General features: G+C 70.2%; 19 protein-coding genes and 1 tRNA gene. 9 read left to right on the forward strand and 11 right to left on the reverse strand.

Annotation, left to right across the window (positions count from 1 at the left end):
* Nucleotides 1–9 precede the first annotated feature (9 nt).
* Nucleotides 10–585: a universal stress protein gene (locus N5096_RS09225; protein ID WP_267664152.1), complete on the reverse strand. Its 576-nt coding sequence runs from the start codon at nt 583–585 to the stop codon at nt 10–12.
* A 364-nt stretch (nt 586–949) separates the two neighbouring features.
* Here N5096_RS09225 and N5096_RS09230 point away from each other — a divergent pair, with 364 nt between their 5' ends.
* A complete protein-coding gene (locus N5096_RS09230) occupies nt 950–2,152 on the forward strand; it encodes a redox-regulated ATPase YchF (RefSeq protein WP_267664153.1) in 1,203 nt (400 codons plus the stop codon).
* Between the two features lie 13 nt (nt 2,153–2,165).
* Here N5096_RS09230 and N5096_RS09235 read toward each other — a convergent pair whose 3' ends face one another.
* Entirely contained in the window at nt 2,166–4,055 is a 1,890-nt protein-coding gene (locus tag N5096_RS09235; RefSeq protein ID WP_267664154.1) for an aldehyde ferredoxin oxidoreductase family protein, read from the reverse strand.
* Between the two features lie 118 nt (nt 4,056–4,173).
* Between N5096_RS09235 and yqeC the strand changes: the two genes are divergently transcribed.
* From yqeC to N5096_RS09260, 5 genes are all read left to right on the forward strand, one after another.
* Nucleotides 4,174–4,917, forward strand: a complete 744-nt coding sequence (gene yqeC, locus N5096_RS09240; RefSeq protein WP_267664155.1) for a selenium cofactor biosynthesis protein YqeC — start codon at nt 4,174–4,176, stop codon at nt 4,915–4,917.
* Between the two features lie 54 nt (nt 4,918–4,971).
* Nucleotides 4,972–5,973: an arsenic resistance protein gene (locus tag N5096_RS09245; RefSeq protein ID WP_267664156.1), complete on the forward strand. Its 1,002-nt coding sequence runs from the start codon at nt 4,972–4,974 to the stop codon at nt 5,971–5,973.
* A 75-nt stretch (nt 5,974–6,048) separates the two neighbouring features.
* On the forward strand, nt 6,049–7,485 hold the full coding sequence (locus N5096_RS09250; protein WP_267664158.1) for a lamin tail domain-containing protein: 1,437 nt from the start codon (nt 6,049–6,051) through the stop codon (nt 7,483–7,485).
* Nucleotides 7,482–7,778 (forward strand): DUF3006 family protein, encoded by a 297-nt coding sequence (locus tag N5096_RS09255; RefSeq protein WP_267664159.1) that lies wholly within the window; start codon nt 7,482–7,484, stop codon nt 7,776–7,778. Before N5096_RS09250 ends, N5096_RS09255 begins: the two co-directional genes overlap by 4 nt.
* A gap of 121 nt (nt 7,779–7,899) precedes the next feature.
* Complete coding sequence (locus N5096_RS09260) at nt 7,900–8,313, forward strand: GlcG/HbpS family heme-binding protein (protein WP_267664160.1); 414 nt, start codon at nt 7,900–7,902, stop codon at nt 8,311–8,313.
* Between the two features lie 85 nt (nt 8,314–8,398).
* Here the strand turns inward: N5096_RS09260 and N5096_RS09265 are convergent.
* Nucleotides 8,399–8,472 (reverse strand) — tRNA-Ile (locus N5096_RS09265).
* A gap of 106 nt (nt 8,473–8,578) precedes the next feature.
* Nucleotides 8,579–9,235 (reverse strand): FxsA family protein, encoded by a 657-nt coding sequence (locus N5096_RS09270; RefSeq protein ID WP_267664162.1) that lies wholly within the window; start codon nt 9,233–9,235, stop codon nt 8,579–8,581.
* A 130-nt stretch (nt 9,236–9,365) separates the two neighbouring features.
* Here N5096_RS09270 and N5096_RS09275 point away from each other — a divergent pair, with 130 nt between their 5' ends.
* The 3 genes from N5096_RS09275 (at nt 9,366) to N5096_RS09285 (ending at nt 13,386) form a co-directional block, all read left to right on the forward strand.
* The gene (locus tag N5096_RS09275) at nt 9,366–10,085 is read left to right on the forward strand and encodes a DUF1405 domain-containing protein (RefSeq protein ID WP_267664163.1); all 720 of its coding nucleotides are present in this window, start codon (nt 9,366–9,368) and stop codon (nt 10,083–10,085) included.
* 41 nt (nt 10,086–10,126) lie between these two features.
* Nucleotides 10,127–11,173 (forward strand): enolase-like domain-containing protein, encoded by a 1,047-nt coding sequence (locus N5096_RS09280; RefSeq protein ID WP_267664164.1) that lies wholly within the window; start codon nt 10,127–10,129, stop codon nt 11,171–11,173.
* Between the two features lie 596 nt (nt 11,174–11,769).
* The gene (locus N5096_RS09285) at nt 11,770–13,386 is read left to right on the forward strand and encodes a long-chain-fatty-acid--CoA ligase (protein ID WP_267664165.1); all 1,617 of its coding nucleotides are present in this window, start codon (nt 11,770–11,772) and stop codon (nt 13,384–13,386) included.
* Between the two features lie 40 nt (nt 13,387–13,426).
* Here N5096_RS09285 and ftsY read toward each other — a convergent pair whose 3' ends face one another.
* From ftsY to N5096_RS09320, 7 genes are all read right to left on the reverse strand, one after another.
* Nucleotides 13,427–14,548: a signal recognition particle-docking protein FtsY gene (gene ftsY / locus N5096_RS09290; protein WP_267664166.1), complete on the reverse strand. Its 1,122-nt coding sequence runs from the start codon at nt 14,546–14,548 to the stop codon at nt 13,427–13,429.
* A 9-nt stretch (nt 14,549–14,557) separates the two neighbouring features.
* On the reverse strand, nt 14,558–15,019 hold the full coding sequence (gene pfdA, locus N5096_RS09295; protein WP_267664167.1) for a prefoldin subunit alpha: 462 nt from the start codon (nt 15,017–15,019) through the stop codon (nt 14,558–14,560).
* A complete protein-coding gene (gene rpl18a / locus N5096_RS09300; protein WP_267664168.1) occupies nt 15,019–15,195 on the reverse strand; it encodes a 50S ribosomal protein L18Ae in 177 nt (58 codons plus the stop codon). The genes pfdA and rpl18a overlap by 1 nt, the downstream gene beginning before the upstream one ends.
* A gap of 221 nt (nt 15,196–15,416) precedes the next feature.
* On the reverse strand, nt 15,417–16,082 hold the full coding sequence (locus N5096_RS09305) for a translation initiation factor IF-6 (protein WP_267664169.1): 666 nt from the start codon (nt 16,080–16,082) through the stop codon (nt 15,417–15,419).
* A gap of 1 nt (nt 16,083) precedes the next feature.
* Entirely contained in the window at nt 16,084–16,362 is a 279-nt protein-coding gene (locus N5096_RS09310) for a 50S ribosomal protein L31e (protein ID WP_267664170.1), read from the reverse strand.
* Nucleotides 16,363–16,515: a 50S ribosomal protein L39e gene (locus tag N5096_RS09315; protein WP_004050128.1), complete on the reverse strand. Its 153-nt coding sequence runs from the start codon at nt 16,513–16,515 to the stop codon at nt 16,363–16,365.
* Nucleotides 16,516–16,643: 128 nt separating this feature from the next.
* A complete protein-coding gene (locus N5096_RS09320; RefSeq protein ID WP_267664178.1) occupies nt 16,644–17,762 on the reverse strand; it encodes a M20 family metallopeptidase in 1,119 nt (372 codons plus the stop codon).
* Nucleotides 17,763–18,015 lie beyond the last annotated feature (253 nt).

Genomic DNA, 18,015 nt, shown 5'->3' on the forward strand with positions numbered 1-18,015 from the left:
GGGAGCGTCCTACGTCCCGCCCGTCGCCTCCGACTCGGGGTCCTCGGCGGCCCCCTCGCTCGCGGTCGTTCCGGCCCCGTCGGTCGGTCGCTCCTCGGCCGTCCCCTCGTCGACGGTCCCCACAGCGCTCGGCTCCGGCGAGGCGTCGCCGTCGATCCGGACCGTCAGGACGGGGACGTCGGCGCCGCGGACGACCTTCTCCGCGACGCTCCCGAGGAGGAGCCGATCGATCCCGCCGCGGCCGTGCGTCCCCATCACGACGAGGTCGCAGTCGTTGCCCTCGGCGTACCGGATGATCTCGCGGCTCGGCGACCCCTCGACGACCGCGGTCTCCACGTCGATCTCGGTCTCCGCGGCCAGCTCCTCGACCTCGTCCACGGCCTCGTCGGCGTCGCCCCGCAGGAGCTTCCCGACTCCCTCCCACGACGTCTCCATCGGCATCCCCGCGTATCTCGCCGCGTCGACGACGTGGACGGCGTGGACGGCCGCGCCGTGGACCGCGGCGAGGTCCAGCGCGTGCGCGACCGCTCGCTCCCCCTCCGCCGAGCCGTCGGTCGGGACCAGGATCCGGTCGTAAAGAGTCATCTGTTCACATAGACCGTGACACCGCCGAGGCATAACTCTTTGCAGTTCTTGCCGGTTCTTTTCCGGTGTGCCCCGAGGCGCGCGTTTAAGCCGCTCCGAAGCGACGGACAGCCACGACGACCGAGATACACCTGTCGCGGGTCGAGAGCGAGCTCGAGGACCGCTCGTTCCCCGCGGCCCGAAGCGACCTCGCCGAATCGTGTGCGGGGACCATCGTGTTGTTCGCCGACGGCGACGCCTGATCGGCTCCGGGGCCAACGCCTCCGACGCCTGATCGGGTCCGGGTCCCGCGCCCCTCGCCACCCGTGCGCACGGCACGCCGCGTCTCGCATCGCTTTTTACCGTGGATCGCGCAGTAGCGGTAATGAGTTATCGGATCGGCCTCGTCGGCAAGCCCTCCGTGGGGAAGTCGACGTTTTTCAACGCCGCGACGATGAACGACGTGCCCGAGGGCGCGTACCCGTTCACCACGATCGACCCGACCGTCGGCGAGGCGTACGTCCGCGTCGACTGCGCCGCCCCCGAGTTCGACGAGAGCTGCACGCCGAGCGTCGGCGTCTGCCGCGACGGCACCCGCTTCGTCCCGGTCAAGCTCGTCGACGTCGCCGGGCTGGTCCCGGGCGCCCACGAGGGGCGCGGGCTCGGTAACCAGTTCCTCACCGACCTCAACGAGACCGACGTCCTGATCCACGTCGTCGACTTCTCGGGGAAGACCGACATCGAGGGCGAGACCACCGAGGGCCACGACCCGCGCGAAGACATCGACTTCCTCGAGGCGGAGCTCGACGAGTGGTACCTCGACGTGTTGGAGAAGGGCCTCGAGAAGTTCGCGACGCGCTACCACGGCGCGGACGCCGCGATCGAGGCGGAGCTCGCCGACCAGATGTCGGCGTTCGGCATCGACAAAGACCGGATGAAACGGGTGATCCTCGCCGAGGGACTCGAACTCGACCCCGAGACGTGGGACGACGCCGACAGGGCCGACCTCGCCCGCGAGATCCGGAGGCGCACGAAGCCGATGGTCGTCGCCGCCAACAAGATGGACACGCCCGAGGCCCAGGCGAACTGGGAGGAGATCACGGCGGACCCCGACTACGACCACCTCTCGTTCGTCTCCGCGAGCGCTCACGCCGAAAAGGCGCTTAAAAACGCGGACGAGGCCGGCGTCGTCGACTACACGCCCGGCGAGAGCGACTTCGACCTCGTCGGCGACGTCTCCGGCGAGCAGAGAGCCGGTCTCGATCGGATCGGGGAGTTCGTCGCCGACTACGACGGGACCGGCGTGCAGGGCGCGCTCGAAGCCGCCGTCTTCGACGTGCTCGGCTGTATCGCCGTCTTCCCCGGCTCCGCGAACGGGAGCAGAGACGAGAAGGGCGTCTTCCGCGACTGCTTCATCCTCCCCGACGGGGCGACGACCGAGGACTTCGCGTTCCACATCCACTCGGACATCGGGCAGGGGCTCCTCCACGGCACCGACTGCCGGAGCGGCCGGCAGGTCGGCACCGGCCACGAGCTCTCCCACCGGGACGTGATCGAGCTGATCTCGACGAAGCAGGCGGCGCCGTAGCCGCCGGTCGCAGTTATACCCGGTCGTCGCCGTCGACGCTGGGCACGTCTTCGATCGACCCGACCGGCGTCGCCTCGTCGGGCAGATCCGCGAGTCCGAGCCGGTCGAGCAGCCGGGCCGTCGGCCGCCCCTCGCGGTCCCAGCCGCGGTGCGCGTAGTACCGGTCGAGGAGCCCCTCGAACGCGTCGGGATCGAGCCCGTCGCGTTCGCCCTCGCTCCCGTTCTCGGTCCCCCCCTCGCTCCCGCCACTCGTCTCCCGTCTCAGCGCCTCCGGGAGCCGGTCGTCGGCCCGGGTGAACCCCTCCCGGAGGTTGAACAACCGCGCGAGCGTCCACGTGCGATGACCGAGCAGCCGGAGGTCGTCGGGGTCGCGCTCGTCGCCGAGCGCCGCGAACCACTCGGCGGCGACCTCGGGACCGAGGCTCTCGGCGAGGAAGTCGTCGCCGACGAGACACCACAGCGCGGCCCGGCGGTCCTGCTCGTCGGCGACGGCCGCGGCGCGCTCGGCGGGGCTCCGCTCGGGCGCCGCCACCGCCTCCGTCTCGACCGGTCGGGCCCGCCGGTGACACCCGCCGCGGTCGCTCGTCGCGAACGCGAGCGCCATCGTCTCGGCGCCTCGGGGGTCGTAGGAGCCGAGTTCCATCCCCTTCACCGTCGGGATCAGGTCCGCGCCGCCGAACCGGTCGGCCGCGGCTCGGACCCCGTCCGCGAGCGCGTCGCCCAGGGGAGTCGACCGCGACGCGATCTCTTCGATCAGCGCCCGCGCCGCCGCCTCGTCGCCGAAGGCGAGGTCGGGGTCGGCGCCGACGTCGCGGTCGGCGGGGCCGATCAGCCCCGCCTCGCTCGCGCGGACCGCCCACGCGACCGCGTTCCCCGCGGAGATCACGTCGATCCCGAGCCGGTCGCAGACGTCGCCGAGCGCGGTCACGGCGTCGAAGTCGTCGATCCCGAGCCCCGCACCCAGCGCGATGGGGGTCCCGCCGCGGGGGACGGTGTCGTCGGGCTCGGAATCGGTGTCCGAGTCCCCCTCATCGCCCGCCGGGACTCGGAACCCGCCGGGGACCGGTTCGTCCGCGCGCTCGCGGCCCGCGGCCCGCTCGCTCGCGGGCTCGACGCCGAGGTCGTCGGCCCCGTCGAACCGGCGGGCCTGCCAGCCGCGGGTCGGGAGCACCCCCGTCTCGTCGGCGAACGAGACCGTCTCGAGGGTATCGCCCGCCGCGAGCCAGCGGCCGGCGTCGCTGTCGGCGAACCGCTCCGCGTCGCGCTCGCGGAGCTCGCGGAGCGCCGGCGGCGTCTCGGGCGGGGGGTCACGGGCGACGACGGCCTTCAGGTTCTTCGAGCCCATCACGGCGCCCGCGCCGCCGCGGCCGGCGTGGTGGTCGCCGCCGTCGGAAGCGATCGTCGCGTAGCGCACGCCCGCCTCGCCCGCCGGGCCGATACAGGCGACGGCGGCCTCCGGGAACCGCGCGTCGGTCTCCGCCGCGTCGAGCCCCCGAAGCTCCTCGGCCGGCTCGATCGTCGCCTCGCCGCCGGCGAGCGAGAGCGCGACGGGGTCGTCGGCGGCGCCCTCGACCACGGCGCCGAGGTGGTCGCCGAGCGACCCCGCAAGCCGGCTCGCGAACGAGCCGCCGCCGTAGGAGTCGAGGAACGCCCCGGTGAGCGGCGACTTCGTGACGGCGGCGTAGCGCGGTTCGCCGGGGAGGTGGCCCGTCAGCGGGCCGACGAGGAACGCGAGCCGGTTCGTCGGCGCTGTCGGCTCGACGCCGGGTTCCATCCCGTAGAGGTAGCGCGCCCCGAGCCCCTTCCCCCCGACGTACCGCGCGAGCCACTCCTCGGGGACCGGCTCGCTTCGCACGCGGCCGGCGGAGAGGTCGACGCGGAGGACTCGGTCGGGGACGGTCATCGTGCACACGCTCGCGCTCGGACGGGATTAAACCACACGCCGCGAGGGTGCGCCCGGCGGGCTCGGAGTCCCGCCGGAACCGACGCGCTTTCGCCGGCGGGCGCCCCTACGGGGAGCCATGGACGACGTCGTCGACGCGCTCGACGCGGCCGGGGGAACGACCTGTCTCGTCGGTGCCGGCGGGAAGAAGACCACCCTCTACGCGCTCGCCGACCGGCTCGACCGGGCGGTGCTCACGGCGACCGTGCGGATCCCGATCTTCGACCGCGAGGTCGCCGGCGTCCGGGTGGCCGAGGACCCCGTCGACGCGCTCGCGGACCTCGCGAACGGCGGCGACGAAGACGCGTTCCCGCTCGGGCTCGTCCCGGAACGCGAGCGCGACGATCGCTATCGGGGGTACGACCCGGCCGTCGTCGACGAGATCGCCGCCGCACACGACGGCCCGGTGCTCGTGAAGGCCGACGGCGCCCGGACCCGCCTACTTAAAGCCCCGAACGAGCGCGAGCCGCAGGTCCCGCCTGGCGCGGACCGCGTGGTGGCGGTGGCGAGCGCCGGTGCGGTCGGCGAATCGCTCGACGCGGAGACGGTTCACCGGCCCGAGCGCGTGGCCGCCGTTACCGACGCCGAAGTCGGCGACGAGATCACGCCCGAGCTGGTCGGGCGGGTGCTCGCCGACGAGCTCGGAGGCCGCAAGGGCGTGCCGCCGGACGCGACGTCGATCCCGTTTATAAACGCAGTCGACGACGCCGACGACGAGGCGGTCGCGCGGGAGATTGCCGGAGCGGTTCACGAGCGCGCTGACGTGCCGCGCGTGGTGCTCGCGCGGATGATCGCGGGCGAGATCGTCGACGTCATTGCCTGACCGAGCGCGCCGGAAGCGAAGGCGGCTTGTCCGCGAGCGACCAAGCCTCGCCGGATGGATCTCAAACGGGCCCTGCGCCGCCGGCAGGTCGCGGCCTACGCGGTCGCCGTCGCGCTCGCGCTGGCCGTCGCCCTCGGTCGGCCGAGCGCGGCGCCGGTCGTCGAGCGGTTCATCGACCCGGTGCTGGTCGTGCTCCTGTACGCGACGTTTCTCGAGGTCCCCTTCGTGCGACTGCGGCGCGCGTTCACCGACGGGCGCTTTCTGGCGACGGCCCTCGCGATGAACTTCCTCGTCGTCCCCGCCGTCGTCTGGGCCCTGACGCGGGCGCTCCCGGCGAGTCCGGCGATCCTCGTCGGCGCGTTCATGGTGCTGTTGACGCCGTGTATCGACTACGTGATCACCTTCACGGAGCTCGCGGGCGGGGACGCCGAGCGGATCACGGCGATCACCCCGGCGCTCATGCTGGTCCAGCTCGCGCTGCTCCCGGCGTACCTCTGGCTGTTCATGGGCCGAGAGGTCGCCGCGGTCATCGAGGCGGGGCCGTTCGTGGAGGCGTTCCTGACGGTCGTCGCGCTGCCGCTGGCGCTGGCGTGGCTCACCGAGGCGTGGGCGACCCGGTCGGCGAGCGGCGCGTCCTGGCAGGGCGCGATGGGGTGGCTCCCCGTGCCGGCGATGGGCGCGACGCTGTTCGTCGTCGTCGCCTCGCAGGTCCCCCGGGTGAGCGAGTCGATCGGGCAGATCGCGGCGGTCGTCCCGGTGTACGTCGCCTTCCTCGTCGTCATGCCGCTGCTCGCGCGGGTCGCGGCCGGGCTGGTCGGGCTCGGCGTCGGGGCGAGCCGGGCGCTCGCGTTCACCTCCGTCACGCGGAACTCGCTGGTCGTGCTCCCCCTCGCGCTGGCGCTTCCCGCGGGCTACGAGCTGGCGCCCGCGGTCGTCGTGACGCAGACGCTCGTCGAGCTGGCGGGGATGGTCGCGCTCACGCGGATCGTGCCGGCGTGGCTGCTTCCGGACGCCCCCGAGCGGGTCTCGCGGGATTCGATTCGGGGAGGCGAGTGAGGCGCCCTCGAGAGCGGCTCGCGTCGGGGTAGTACCGATCCGTACCTCTTTGTTCGTGTGTGGTGTCGACGTAACATGGAACTACCCGGGGGAAAGCCTCGACTCCTCCTACTCGTGGGGATCGTCCTCCTCGCGGGATGTGCCGGCGCCGTGCCCGGCGACCAAGGTCCGACGAGCACGGACGGGGGTACCGAGCAGGCGGTCGAAACGGCGAACGGCACCGTCGAGGTCCACTACATCAACGTCGGCCAATCGGTCAGCACGCTCGTCGTCGGTCCGGAAGGGGAGACGATGCTCGTCGACACGGGGCATTACAACGACGACGGCGAGCACGTGTTAGAGTACCTCCGGCGACACGACATCACCCGGATCGACCACCTCGTCGCCTCGCATAACGACGCCGACCACATCGGGGGTAACGCGGCGATCATCCGGTACTACGAGACGGAGGCGGACGGGGTCGGCGCGGTGTACGACCCCGGGATCGCCGCGAGCACGCAGACGTACGCCGGCTACCTCGACGCGGTCGAGGAACACGACGTGACGCTGTACGAGACGCGCGAGGCCGACGCGATCCAGTTTGGAGACGTCGACGTCGACGTTCTCGGGCCGCCGGAGCCGTACCTCGAAAACGAGGCGCGCAACGAGAACAGCATCGTCCTCAAGCTCACGCACGGGGAGACGAGCTTCCTGCTCTCCGGCGACGCCGAGGGCGATCAGGAAGAGTACTTGGTCGACGCGTACGGCGCGGAGCTGCGGTCGACCGTACTGAAAGCCGGCCACCACGGGTCGTCGAGCTCGTCGAGCGAGGCGTTCCTCGACGCGGTGGAGCCGAAGGCGGTCGTCGTGTCGAGCGATTACGACTCGCAGTACGGGCACCCGCACGACGAGGTCCTCCGGCGGCTGTCGGACCGGTCGATCCCGACGTACTGGACCGCGACGCACGGCGACGTCGTCCTCGTGAGCGACGGGAGCGGTGTCTCCGTGCGGACGCAGCGCGACGCGCCCACCGACCCGCTCGCGCTGCGCGACGGCGAGCCGATCGCGCCGGGGACGAGCGGCGACGTCGTCGAGCGCGCCCGGCTCGGCGGGGATCCGGTCGAAGGCGGTTCCGGGAGTGACGCCGACGAAACCGACGACGCCGCCGAAGAGGACGAGGCGTCGTCGACCGAGCCGGGCGCGGCGCTGGAGGTCGCCGCGATCAACGCGGACGCCGAGGGCGACGACCGCCAGAACCTCAACGACGAGTACGTCGCCTTCGAAAACGCGGGCGACGACCCGATCGACTTGGGCGGGTGGACGCTCGAAGACGAGGCCGGCCGGAGCTACGAGTTCCCGAGCGGATTCGCGCTCGACGCGGGCGCGACGGTGACGGTGCGGACCGGCAGCGGGACGGACACCCCCACCGACCTGTACTGGGGCTCGGGGTCGGCGATCTGGAACAACGGCGGCGACACCGTGATACTCTCGAACCCCGACGGGGAACGTGTGCTCGAGGTGACCTACGAATGAGCGATATCGAGCTGTCAGACGGGACGTACACCGCGGTCGTCGACACCGTCGAGGACGGGCTCGCGACCGTGTTCTTCGAACGCGACGACGAGGAGGTGGGGAACGCGGTGGTCGAGGCGACCCTCCTCCCCCCCGACGCGCGGCACGCCGACGCGGTCCTCTCCGTGACGATCGGTGACGGCCGGATCGAGGCCGCGTCGTACTACCCGGAGTCGACGGCGAACCGCGCGGCAGAGGCGCAAGACCGGTTCGACCGGCTTTCGAAGCGACCGCCGTCGGACGACCACGAGTAGCGGGGTCGCACGGCGGACTCTCCCTGCACCGGTCAGCCCGTAGCGCTCCTTTCGCCGTCGACGCGAATCCAACATGGTAGTTTATTACATTTCCGTGGGAGCGGGTAGACGGAGCACACAGATGACAGACGTAACCTTAGACGTCGCCAAGGCGGTCATCGCGGCCGCGGAAGAGCAGGCCGCGGCCATCGAGGTACCGATGTGTATCGCGGTGATGGACGACGGCGCGAACCTCGTGGGGTTCCACCGGATGGACGGCGCGCTGCTCGGGAGCGTCGACATCGCCCAGAACAAGGCGTACTCCTCGGTCTCGCTGAAACTGGACACCGAGGCGATCCACGAGGCGGCACAGCCGGGCGAGTCGCTGTACGGGATCGGGAACACGAACGACGGCCGGATCGTCACCTTCGGCGGCGGGTTCCCGCTGGAGGGCGAGGACGGAACCGTCCTCGGCGGCGTGGGGGTCTCTGGCGGCAGCGTCGAGGAGGACATGGAAGTCGCACGAGCGGGAGTGGAGCGCTTCGAGGAGCTCTGAGGAGGTGGCGGCGGTACGGAAATTGGGTGGCTGGGGAGTCCCAGCCCACCAATCTCGCACGGCCAGAGACCGTGCGAACAGTAGGTGGGCCAACACGGATTTGAACCGTGGACCTCCCGGTTATCAGCCGAGCGCTCAACCTGACTGAGCTATTGGCCCAGGTGAGCGCATTCAGTCGTAGCGCGGGTAGGATTTTAAGGGTTTCCTTTCGTCAGTCCGCCGCCGTCTCGCGGTTTCGACCGGGCGCGCCGCGACCGTCTCGCGGTCAGTCGGTTCGCTCGGTCTCCTCCTCTTCGACCGTGAAGTCGACGTCGACGACGTCGGCGCGGCTCGGGTCGTCGGAACGACCGGCGCCGGCTCCGCTCCCGCTTCCGCCGTCGGGCCCGCCGCCGGCGCCGCTCGCGCCGGGGAAGTCGTCGGGGTCCCCGGAGGCGTCCTCGCCGAATCCGTCGCCGCCGAACGCGCCGCCGCCCATCGTGAAGCCGGCCCCGCCGTCACCGCCGGGGAACCCGCCGATGTACACGTTACCGGACGCGAAGCCGCCGGTCTCGCCGTCGAGGTACGGCACCACGACGTACTTTTTGAGGGCCATCCGGATCGGGACCCGCGAGAGCGGCAACGCGAGCAGGAAGCCGACCGCGTCCGTGACGAGCCCGGGCGTGAGCAGGAACGCGCCGGCGGCTATCAGGAGCCCGCCGTCGAGCAGCTCGTCGGTCGGCGGTTCGCCGCGGGCGAGCTTGCGCTGGACGCGCGCGAGCGTGGCCCGCCCCTCGGCGCGCAGGAGGAGCATCCCGAGCACGGCGGTCAACACGACCAGCGCGACGGTGGTCGGCCATCCCAACTGCTCCGCGACCACGATCAGGAACAGCGCGTCCACGAGGGGGACGACGAGCAGCAGCGCGAGCAGCGTACGTGGGCGCATACCACGAGGGTTCCGGCCGGGGACTCATAGCCCTTTTCGTCCCGGCGGCGGCCGGAGACGCCCGAGGCCGTCGTCCGCCCTCGCGAGCCGCGACCGTCACGGCTTTGACAGGCGAGACCGACCCGAGCGTATGGACATCGTCGGCGCGCTCGGACGCGAGCCCCCGGATCGCGAGTCGCTGCCGCGGTGGGTCGCGCCGCTGCCGGAGGCGCTGGAGGACGTCGCCTTCCGGCTCGTGTGGGTCATCGTCGCGATCAACCTCGTCGGCACCGCGTTCGGCTTCTGGTACTACCGGTTTCAGTTTCAGTCGGTGCCCGTCGAGATGTGGGCGTTCGTCCCGGACAGCCCGGGCGCGACGCTGCTCATCGCCCTCGCGCTCGCGGCGTGGGCGGTCGGTCGATCGAGCGACACCCTCGCGACGCTCGCCTTCTTCGGGAACGTCAAGCTCGGGCTGTGGACCCCGTACGTGCTCGTGGTCTTCGCGCCGCGGTTCGTCGAGAGCTCCGGGCCGCCCCTGTACGCGTTCCTGCTCGTGAGCCACCTCGCGATGGTCGTGCAGGCGTTCGTGCTCTACCGGATCACGGACTTCCCGCCGAAGGCGGTCGCGGTCGCGACGGCGTGGTACACCGTCGACCTCCTGATGGACTACTTCGTCCCCCTGACCGGCGGCGTCACCCACACGTCGTTGCCGTACGCCGACGCGACGCCGTGGTTCACCACGACGGTGTTACAGGTCGCGGCCGCCGGCGCGGTCGCGCTCACCGTGGTCCCGCTGTTCTGGACGCTCGGGACGCACGTCGAGACGCTCCGGGCTCGACGCGGTCGCGGGGGGGACGGGTCGCCTCGCTGACGCGTCCCTGATTTAAGTTCGGCGAGCGCGTCGATGGGGCCATGAGCGCCTACGAGCGGATCGCGGGACTGTCCGTGACGATCGAGTCGGTGGAGCGGCGCCGATACACCGGCGCGACGACGAGCGGGTTCGAGCGCACCACCACCGAGTTCCGGCTGGCCGGCGACGGGGTGATCGGGCGCGGCGAGGACGTGACGTACGAGACCGAGGACCACGCCGCCCTCGTCGGGACCGACCCCATCGACATCGAGGGCGAGTGGACGATCGACGAGCTGTCGGCGCGCCTCGACGACGAGGACCTGTTCGCGCACGAGCCCCCCTCGCGGGAGTACTTCCGGAACTACCGCCGGTGGGCGGTCGAGAGCGCCGCCCTCGATCTGGCGCTCCGACAGCGCGAGGAGTCGCTCGGCGAGTGCCTCGGGATCGAGCCGGAGCCGGTGCGGTTCGTCGTCTCGACCCGGCTCGGCGAGCCGCCGACGACCGACCGCGTCGAGGAGCTGCTCGACCGCGACGACGACCTGGAGTTCAAGCTGGACCCGACGCCGGACTGGCCGGAGGAGGCGTTCACGGCCCTCAGGGAGACCGACGCCGTCCGCATTCTGGACCTCAAGGGCTGGTACGAGGGCACCGACGTCGACGCCGAGGCGGACCCCGAGCTGTACCGCGACGTGTTCGCCGCGTTTCCGGCCGAAATCGTCGAGGACCCGGCGTTCACGCCCGAGACGCGAGTCCTCGTCGAGCCGCAGGCCGACCGGCTCTCCTTCGACTACCCGATCGACGGCGTCGAGAGCCTCGAGTCGCTCCCGGTCGACCCCGGCTACTGTAACGTCAAGCCTTCCCGGTTCGGGACGCTCGAGTCGCTGTTCGAGACGATCGCGTACTGCGAGGAGCGCGGCATCGACATGTACGGCGGCGGGCAGTTCGAACTCGCCAGCGGGCGAGACGCGATTCAGGCGCTCGCCGCGCTGTTCTACCCCGACGGCCCGAACGACGTGGCGCCCCGCCCGTTCAACGACCCCGAGGCGTCGCCGCCGTACCCGAAGAGTCCGATTCGGCCCGACCGCGACGCGGTCGGTTTTGAGTTCTGAGACCGAGATCGACCGGTCGTCGACGTTGGCTATTTATAAACCGACTGCAGTGGCGTGTGCCGACGAGCGGCCTTGACATCCTCTCCGCCCTGAAGGGCGAAGATTCCCACGGCACCGCACCGCTGGGTTGGGATGTTGAAGGTTTGTAGACGCCTCGATGACGGCTACTGGCTGTGCCAACCAGCCGTTACTCCTATCCCGGCATGGGATTCGGAGGTACTTCTGACTGCCTACACCCTATTTCGACACGGAAGAGGGTGTCTTCCGCTTGAAATGAGGGAATCCCGATATTGTCCGATTAGTGGGGCGGGTGGACCGCCTCGGTTGCCATTAAATACGTCTCAGGTTACTTAAAACATCTTTTCGGCACGCCGAACGTGGTTCGTGGAGGGTTTGTCGGATTCATCCCCGCCGTGAACGGCGAGGCTTTCTCCTCAATTCTCCGTAAGTCCTCGCCGCACGGAGGGAGAACGCGGCGGGTCCGATTCGACGAGGCGGACATCGACGGAGCCGACCTTCACCGCAGAGGCCGCAGTCCCGTCGCTCGCTTGCGTCGGCCGCAAACGCTTTTATCAATCATAAATAGTGATAAACCGATGCGAAAACCCCTACTGACGACTGACTTTCTGGACCGGGCCCGCCGGCACTACGCGGACGAGGAGGCCGTCCTCGCGACAGACGGGACGCGGTACACCTACGCCGAGCTCGGCGAGCGCGCCGACCGGTTCTCGGCCGTCCTGCAGGCCCGCGGGATCGAGAAGGGCGACCGCGTCGCGGTGTTGGACCCGAACACGCACTACCACCTCGAGGCGGCGTACGGCGCGATGCAGGTCGGCGCGGTCCACGCGCCGCTGAACTACCGGCTCACGCCCGACGACTTCGCGTACATGCTCTCCGACGCCGGCGTCGACGCGGTCTACGCCGACGCCGAGTACGCCGACCGGATCGAGGCGGTCCGCGACGAGGTGCCCACGGAGACGTTCCTGACGAACGACGCGGACGCGGTCGAGGGCGACTGGGAGTCGGTCGACGAGGCGCTCGCCGACGCTGACCCCGACGGCTACGAGCGCCCGGAGATGGACGAGGACGACGTGATCACGATCAACTACACCTCGGGGACGACCGGCGACCCGAAGGGCGTCTGCCGAACGCACCGCGCGGAGACGCTCCACGCGTACCTGATTACCGTCCACCAGGAGATCACCGACGACGACGTCTACCTCTGGACGCTCCCGATGTTCCACGTCAACGGCTGGGGCCACATCTACGCGATCACTGGGATGGGCGCCCGGCACGTCTGCACCCGCGGGGTCGACGTCGGGGAGACGTTCGACCGGATCCGCGAGGAGGACGTCTCGTACTTCTGTGCGGCGCCGACCGTGCTCAACATGCTCGGCGACCACTACGCCGAACACGGCGGCGCGACGACCGGCGACAGCGACGTGCGGGTCGCCACCGCGGGCGCGGCGCCCCCGGAGGCGACGATCCGTACCGTCGAGGAGGAGTTCGGCTGGGAGCTCAAACACGTCTACGGCGCGACCGAGACCGGCCCCCTGATCACCACCTCGGACGCGAAGCGACACTTCGACGCCGACGGCGACGACCGGTTCGCGGTCAAGAAAAAGCAGGGGATCGGGTACCTCGGCACCGAGGTGCGCGTCGTCGACGAGGACGGCGAGGACGTCGCCGCCGACGGCGAGACGATCGGCGAGATCGTCGTCCGCGGCAACCAGGTGATGGACCGCTACTGGAACAAGCCCGAGGCCACCGAGGAGGCGTTCTCGGAGCGGCTGGAGGGGTACTACCACATGGGCGACCTGGCTGTCGTCGACGAGGACGGGTTCGTCTCGATTCAGGACCGCAAGAAGGACATCATCATCTCCGGCGGCGAGAACATCTCCTCGATCGAGTTGGAGGACACCCTCTTCGAGCACGACGTCGTCTCCGACGTCGCCGTCATCCCCGCCCCCGACGAGCGCTGGGGCGAGACGCCGAAGGCGTTCGTCGTCCCGGAGAGCGGCGACCTCGACGACCCGGGCGCGACGCCGGAGGAGCTCAAGGCGTTCGTCCGCGAGCGCGTCGCCGACTACAAAACCCCCGGTAAGGTGGAGTTCGTCGAGAAACTCCCGACGACGGCGACCGGGAAGATCCAGAAGTACGAACTGCGCGAGCGCGAGTGGGACGAGGAAGACAGGATGGTCGGCGAGGGGTAGTCGAAAGGGGAGACCGACCGCCGATTCGGTCGCTCCGACCTCAGTCGTCGGCGAGCAGGCTCTCGACGAGTTCTTCTGGCTCGAACAGGGTGAGGTCATCGTACCCCTGCCCGGTGCCGAGGAAGAGGATCGGCTTCCCGGTGACGTACGCCACCGAGATGGCGGCGCCGCCGGAGGAGTCGGCATCGGCCTTCGTGAGGACGGCGCCGTCGATTTCGGCGGCGTCGTTGAACTCCTTCGCGCGGTTCACCGCGTCCTGTCCCGCGACCGCCTCGTCGACGAACAGCGTCATGTCCGGGTCGACGACGCGGTCGATCTTCTCCAACTGCGCCATCAGGTCGTCGCTCGTGTGGAGCCGCCCCGCGGTGTCGCCGAGGACGACGTCGACGTCGTTGGCGGCGGCGTACTCGACACCGTCGTAGATGACGGCCGCCGGGTCGCCGCCCTGGTCGTGGGAGATGAGCTCCCGGCCGAGCCGGTCGGCGTGCTCCGCGATCTGCTCGTTGGCGCCCGCCCGGTAGGTGTCGCCGTTCGCCAGCACCGACGAGTAGCCCCGGTCGGCGAGCCACTCCGACAGCTTCGCGATGCTCGTCGTCTTCCCGACGCCGTTGACGCCGGTGAAGACGATGGTGACTGGCTTGTCGGCCTCGGCGATCCGCTCTTCGAAGTCGAACTGGCCGACGGCGATCACGTCGATCAAGGCGTCGTGGAGCGCCGACTCGACCAGCTCGCCGGTCGTCTCGACCTGCTTGCGCGACTCGCCGAGCATCTTCTCGCGGACGGTGTCGAGGATCCGCTCGGCGACGCTCATCTCCACGTCGCTCTCCAAGAGCGCCATCTCGAGGTTCCACAGCGGCTCCTCTAAGTCCTCCTCCTCGATGATGATCCGGCCGGTCGCGAACGCCTTCGCACGCTGGAAGGTGCTCGGCTCGTCGTCGCCGGACTTGTCGGCGTCGGCGGCCGCGTCGTCATCCTCCGCGCCGGTCGCGACGGCCGACGCCGAGGGGCCGTCGTCTGCGCTCCCCTCGACGTCTGCGGTGTCCGCAACCGCGCCGTCACTCGCGGGCGTCTCGTCGGCGTCCGGGTCGTCGCCCTCGGCGTCGGTGTTCTCCTCGACGTCCTCCCGGAACCCCGAGAGCTTGTCTTTCAGTCCGTCGAACACGGTTCGTCGTTACTCCTCGTCGCCCTGGCCCTGCTGCATCTGCTGTTGCTGCATCTGTTGTTGCTGCATCTGCTGTTGCATCTGCTGGGCCTGCTGTTCGAGCTCTTGGCTCTCGGACTCGAGCTCGTCGACCTCCTCCTGCGTCTCCTCGATGCGGTCGTCAAGCGCCTCCTGCTTGCGCCGGAGCACGTCGATGGCGTCGCCCTCGCTCTGCTCGGCGGAGTAGTTGCCGCCGAGCGAGACGATGATCTCGTCGATATCCTGGACCTCGGCGCGGACGTAGGCCCCGCCGCCGAGCGGGACCTGCACCGTCGACCCCGAGTCGAGGGTCTCGATCGCCTCGACCGCGTCATCGATGTCGGACTGCTCCTCGCGGTAGTCGGCGATCTCGGCTTCGAGCGCCTCGATCTCCTCGTCGAGCTCCTGGAGCTCCTGGGAGAGCTGCTGGAGCTGCTGTTGTCCGCCGCCCATCATGCCGCGGACACCTCCTCGATCTCGATCTGGGTGCGCTTCCGGTTGTGCTGGCTCCCGACCGTAGTGTAGATCCGCTCGCGGGCGAGATCCTCGTTCTCGGCCTCGACGTCCTTCGTGAACGGCTGGAAGTCGCCTCGACTCTGGAACCGTCCACTCACCGTGTAGGTACTCATGTTCAACGATCCGGCAGGGACAGGGAAGTATCTTCCTAAAAGGTGAAGAACCGGTCCCGTGGCCGAATCCGATTCGTTCAGGTCGGAGAACCCGAATTCGGAGGAAACGAGGGCAGTGTCAGGGGTGGTGGGCAGCGGCGCGTGCTCGACGGCGGACCCCCGGCTCGCGCTCGGTCCGTGAGAGAGCGGGAGAAACGAGAGCCGGGGAACCGCGCGGGGAGTCAGTCGATGAAACCGAGCGTCTCCTCGATGCGCCCGAGCTCCGGACCGGTCGTGTCCTCGCCGACGACGTACCCCTCGTCGGTGGCGACCAGGCCGGAGCCGACGAGCGGCGCGCCGTAGTTGACCGTGCCGAGGTCGGCGCGGACGTCGAGCGCCTCCTCGACCGCCTGCAGCTCCGACTCGGTCGAGTTGGGGTGACAGAGCACGCCCGTGTCGTTGGCCACCGCGGCCGTTCCGACCGTGCGGACGTCGCCGAGGTCGCCGCGCTCCACGGGGACGTCGAGGGTGTCTCTGATCGTCACGATCGACTCGCGCGAGAGGTCCGGATGGACGTAGGCGCCGTAGTCGTTCGCGAGGACGACGTTGCCGGCCGCGTTGATCTCGCCGGGGAGCTCGCCCACCTCGCGGTCGGCGGCCTCGGCGATCCGCGTCTGCTCCCGTTCGGTCGCCCGCGCCGAGACGAGAATTCCGTTCTCGTTGCCCGTCGCGAGGGAGCCGACGGTGTTGGCGCCGCCGACCGTCGTGAGGAGGGGCTCTGCGTCCAGCTCCTCGCCGAGCGACTCGGCGAGCCCCTCGTCGACGTCCGGCCGGACCAACAGGAAGTCGTCGATGGCGCGGGCGAACACGCCCACGTACGACGAGCCGGTGAAGGTCGCCCGTAACACGTTACTCGGCGTACTCGGCTTCGACGACGGGCTCGCCGTCCTCGACGAACCGGGCCGCGCGGACGCGGACCTTGCTCGGCGGGTTCTCGCGCCCGTTCGCCCAGACCGCCTCGTTGACCGAGGTGTCGATGACGACGTCCGCCTCGTCGACGGAGAAGTGCTGCGCGAGGTGTTCGCGGACGATCCGCATCGCGAAGTCGGCGCGCTCCTGTACCGGCTTGTCGTTGGCGTCGCGGAGGGGGACGGTGACGACGCGCTCCTCGAAGTCGCTGGTACTCATCTATTCGTCCAGGTCGTTCCGGCGCCAGTTGCGCCGCTTGGGGTTTCGCGTCACGTTCATATCAGTCTTCATCATGACCCACGCGGGGACGCGGGTGTTCTGGCGCTCCGCCTTCGCCAGACGCTTCTTTTGAGCCTTCGACTTGTCTCCCATAGTAGCCCACAGTTTTCGCGGGGCGCATAAAACCCCTTCCATACCGCGTCGCTCGCGCCGTCGAGCGGCCGGGGGCGGCGAATCTCTCGCGGCGCCCGCCGTCCCGGGACGCGTCGCGTCTCGGCGGGTCAGAACGACCGCTCGGCGACGCCCATATAAATGCGGTAACACCGGTCCAGGACGTCGACCCCGACGCTCTCCGTGTCGGTGTGCGCCTCGCCCGGCTCGGAGGCCCCGCAGACGAGGGGCTCGGTACCGGCCTCCGCGAGCCACCCGGCGTCGGTCGCGTGCGGCTTGACGACGTGCTCGGGCGCGTCGAGTCCCAGGTCGTCGTGGACCTCGCGGGCGACCGCGAGCGTCCCCTCCGCGAAGGCGTCGTCGCCGCAGGCCATCGGCGGGAGGTCCTGATCGACTTCCCACTCGACGCCCGGGACCGCCTCGGCGGCGCGGGCGAGGTCGGCGCGGTCGCCCGGCACCGTCCGTTCGTCGACCGTCACCTCGCAGCGCTCCGGGATCACGTTCCACGTTTCGCCGCCCTCGACGATCGTGACCGCGAGCGACCCGGTGACGGACTCGCCGGAGACGGTCGCCGCCGGGGCGTCGAGCTCGCGAACGACGTCGATCGCGTCGCTGGCGCGGTAGACCGCGTTCTCGCCGTGCTCGGGCTCGGAGGCGTGCGCTGCGGACCCGCGCGCGACGAGCGTCGACGCCCGCCGGCCCTTGTGCGCGACGACGACGTCGGTGACGCCCGGCTTCGAGTAATTCGTCGACCCCTCGGCGACGACCGCGCGGTCGGGGACGAACCCCGCGTCGATCGCGTGGCGCGCCCCGGTCCCGCCGACCTCCTCGCCGACGAACGAGGCGACCGCCAGCTCCCGGTCCGGTGGCGGCTCGGCGTCACGGAACGCGAGCACGCAGGCCGCCACCGCGCCCTTCATATCGGCCGCGCCACGGCCGTGAATCCGCCCGTCGCGGCGCTTGACGACGTACTCGCCCGCGTTGCCGTCGCCGGTCGTCTGGCGCTCGGCCGGCGGGACCACGTCGTGGTGGCCGATCAGGGCGAGGGTGTCGGCGTCCGGGTCGTCGGTCGCACCTTTATAAGCGAAGGCGTTGCCGACCTCGTCGCGCTCGACTCGCGCGTCCGTCTCCGCGCGCAGCCACTCCTCAATCGCGTCGCCGGCGGCGGTCTCGTCCTCGTGCGACGGGATCGCGACCAGTTTCTCGGTCAGGTCCGCGAGTTCGTCCATAGGCTGGTGTCGGTGTTCGGCGGCTTAAAAACTGAGCCCGGCGAGAGTACTTATAAATAGATCGCGGTGGCGCGCCCCGGTGAGCGGCCCGGAGGGCCGCGAGCCGACGGCGCGAGGGAGTCGCGAGCGAAGCGAGCGACGAGGCTGGGGAGGCGTGAGGCTGCGGTTGCGGTGCGGTCGGGTGGGATTCATACGGTCGTGCGTTAGTTTTTACCTGTAATTACGGACAAAGATAGTTCCAGATATTCGGTTC

The organism is Halorubrum yunnanense (assembly GCF_026586675.1).
Lineage (GTDB): Archaea > Halobacteriota > Halobacteria > Halobacteriales > Haloferacaceae > Halorubrum > Halorubrum yunnanense.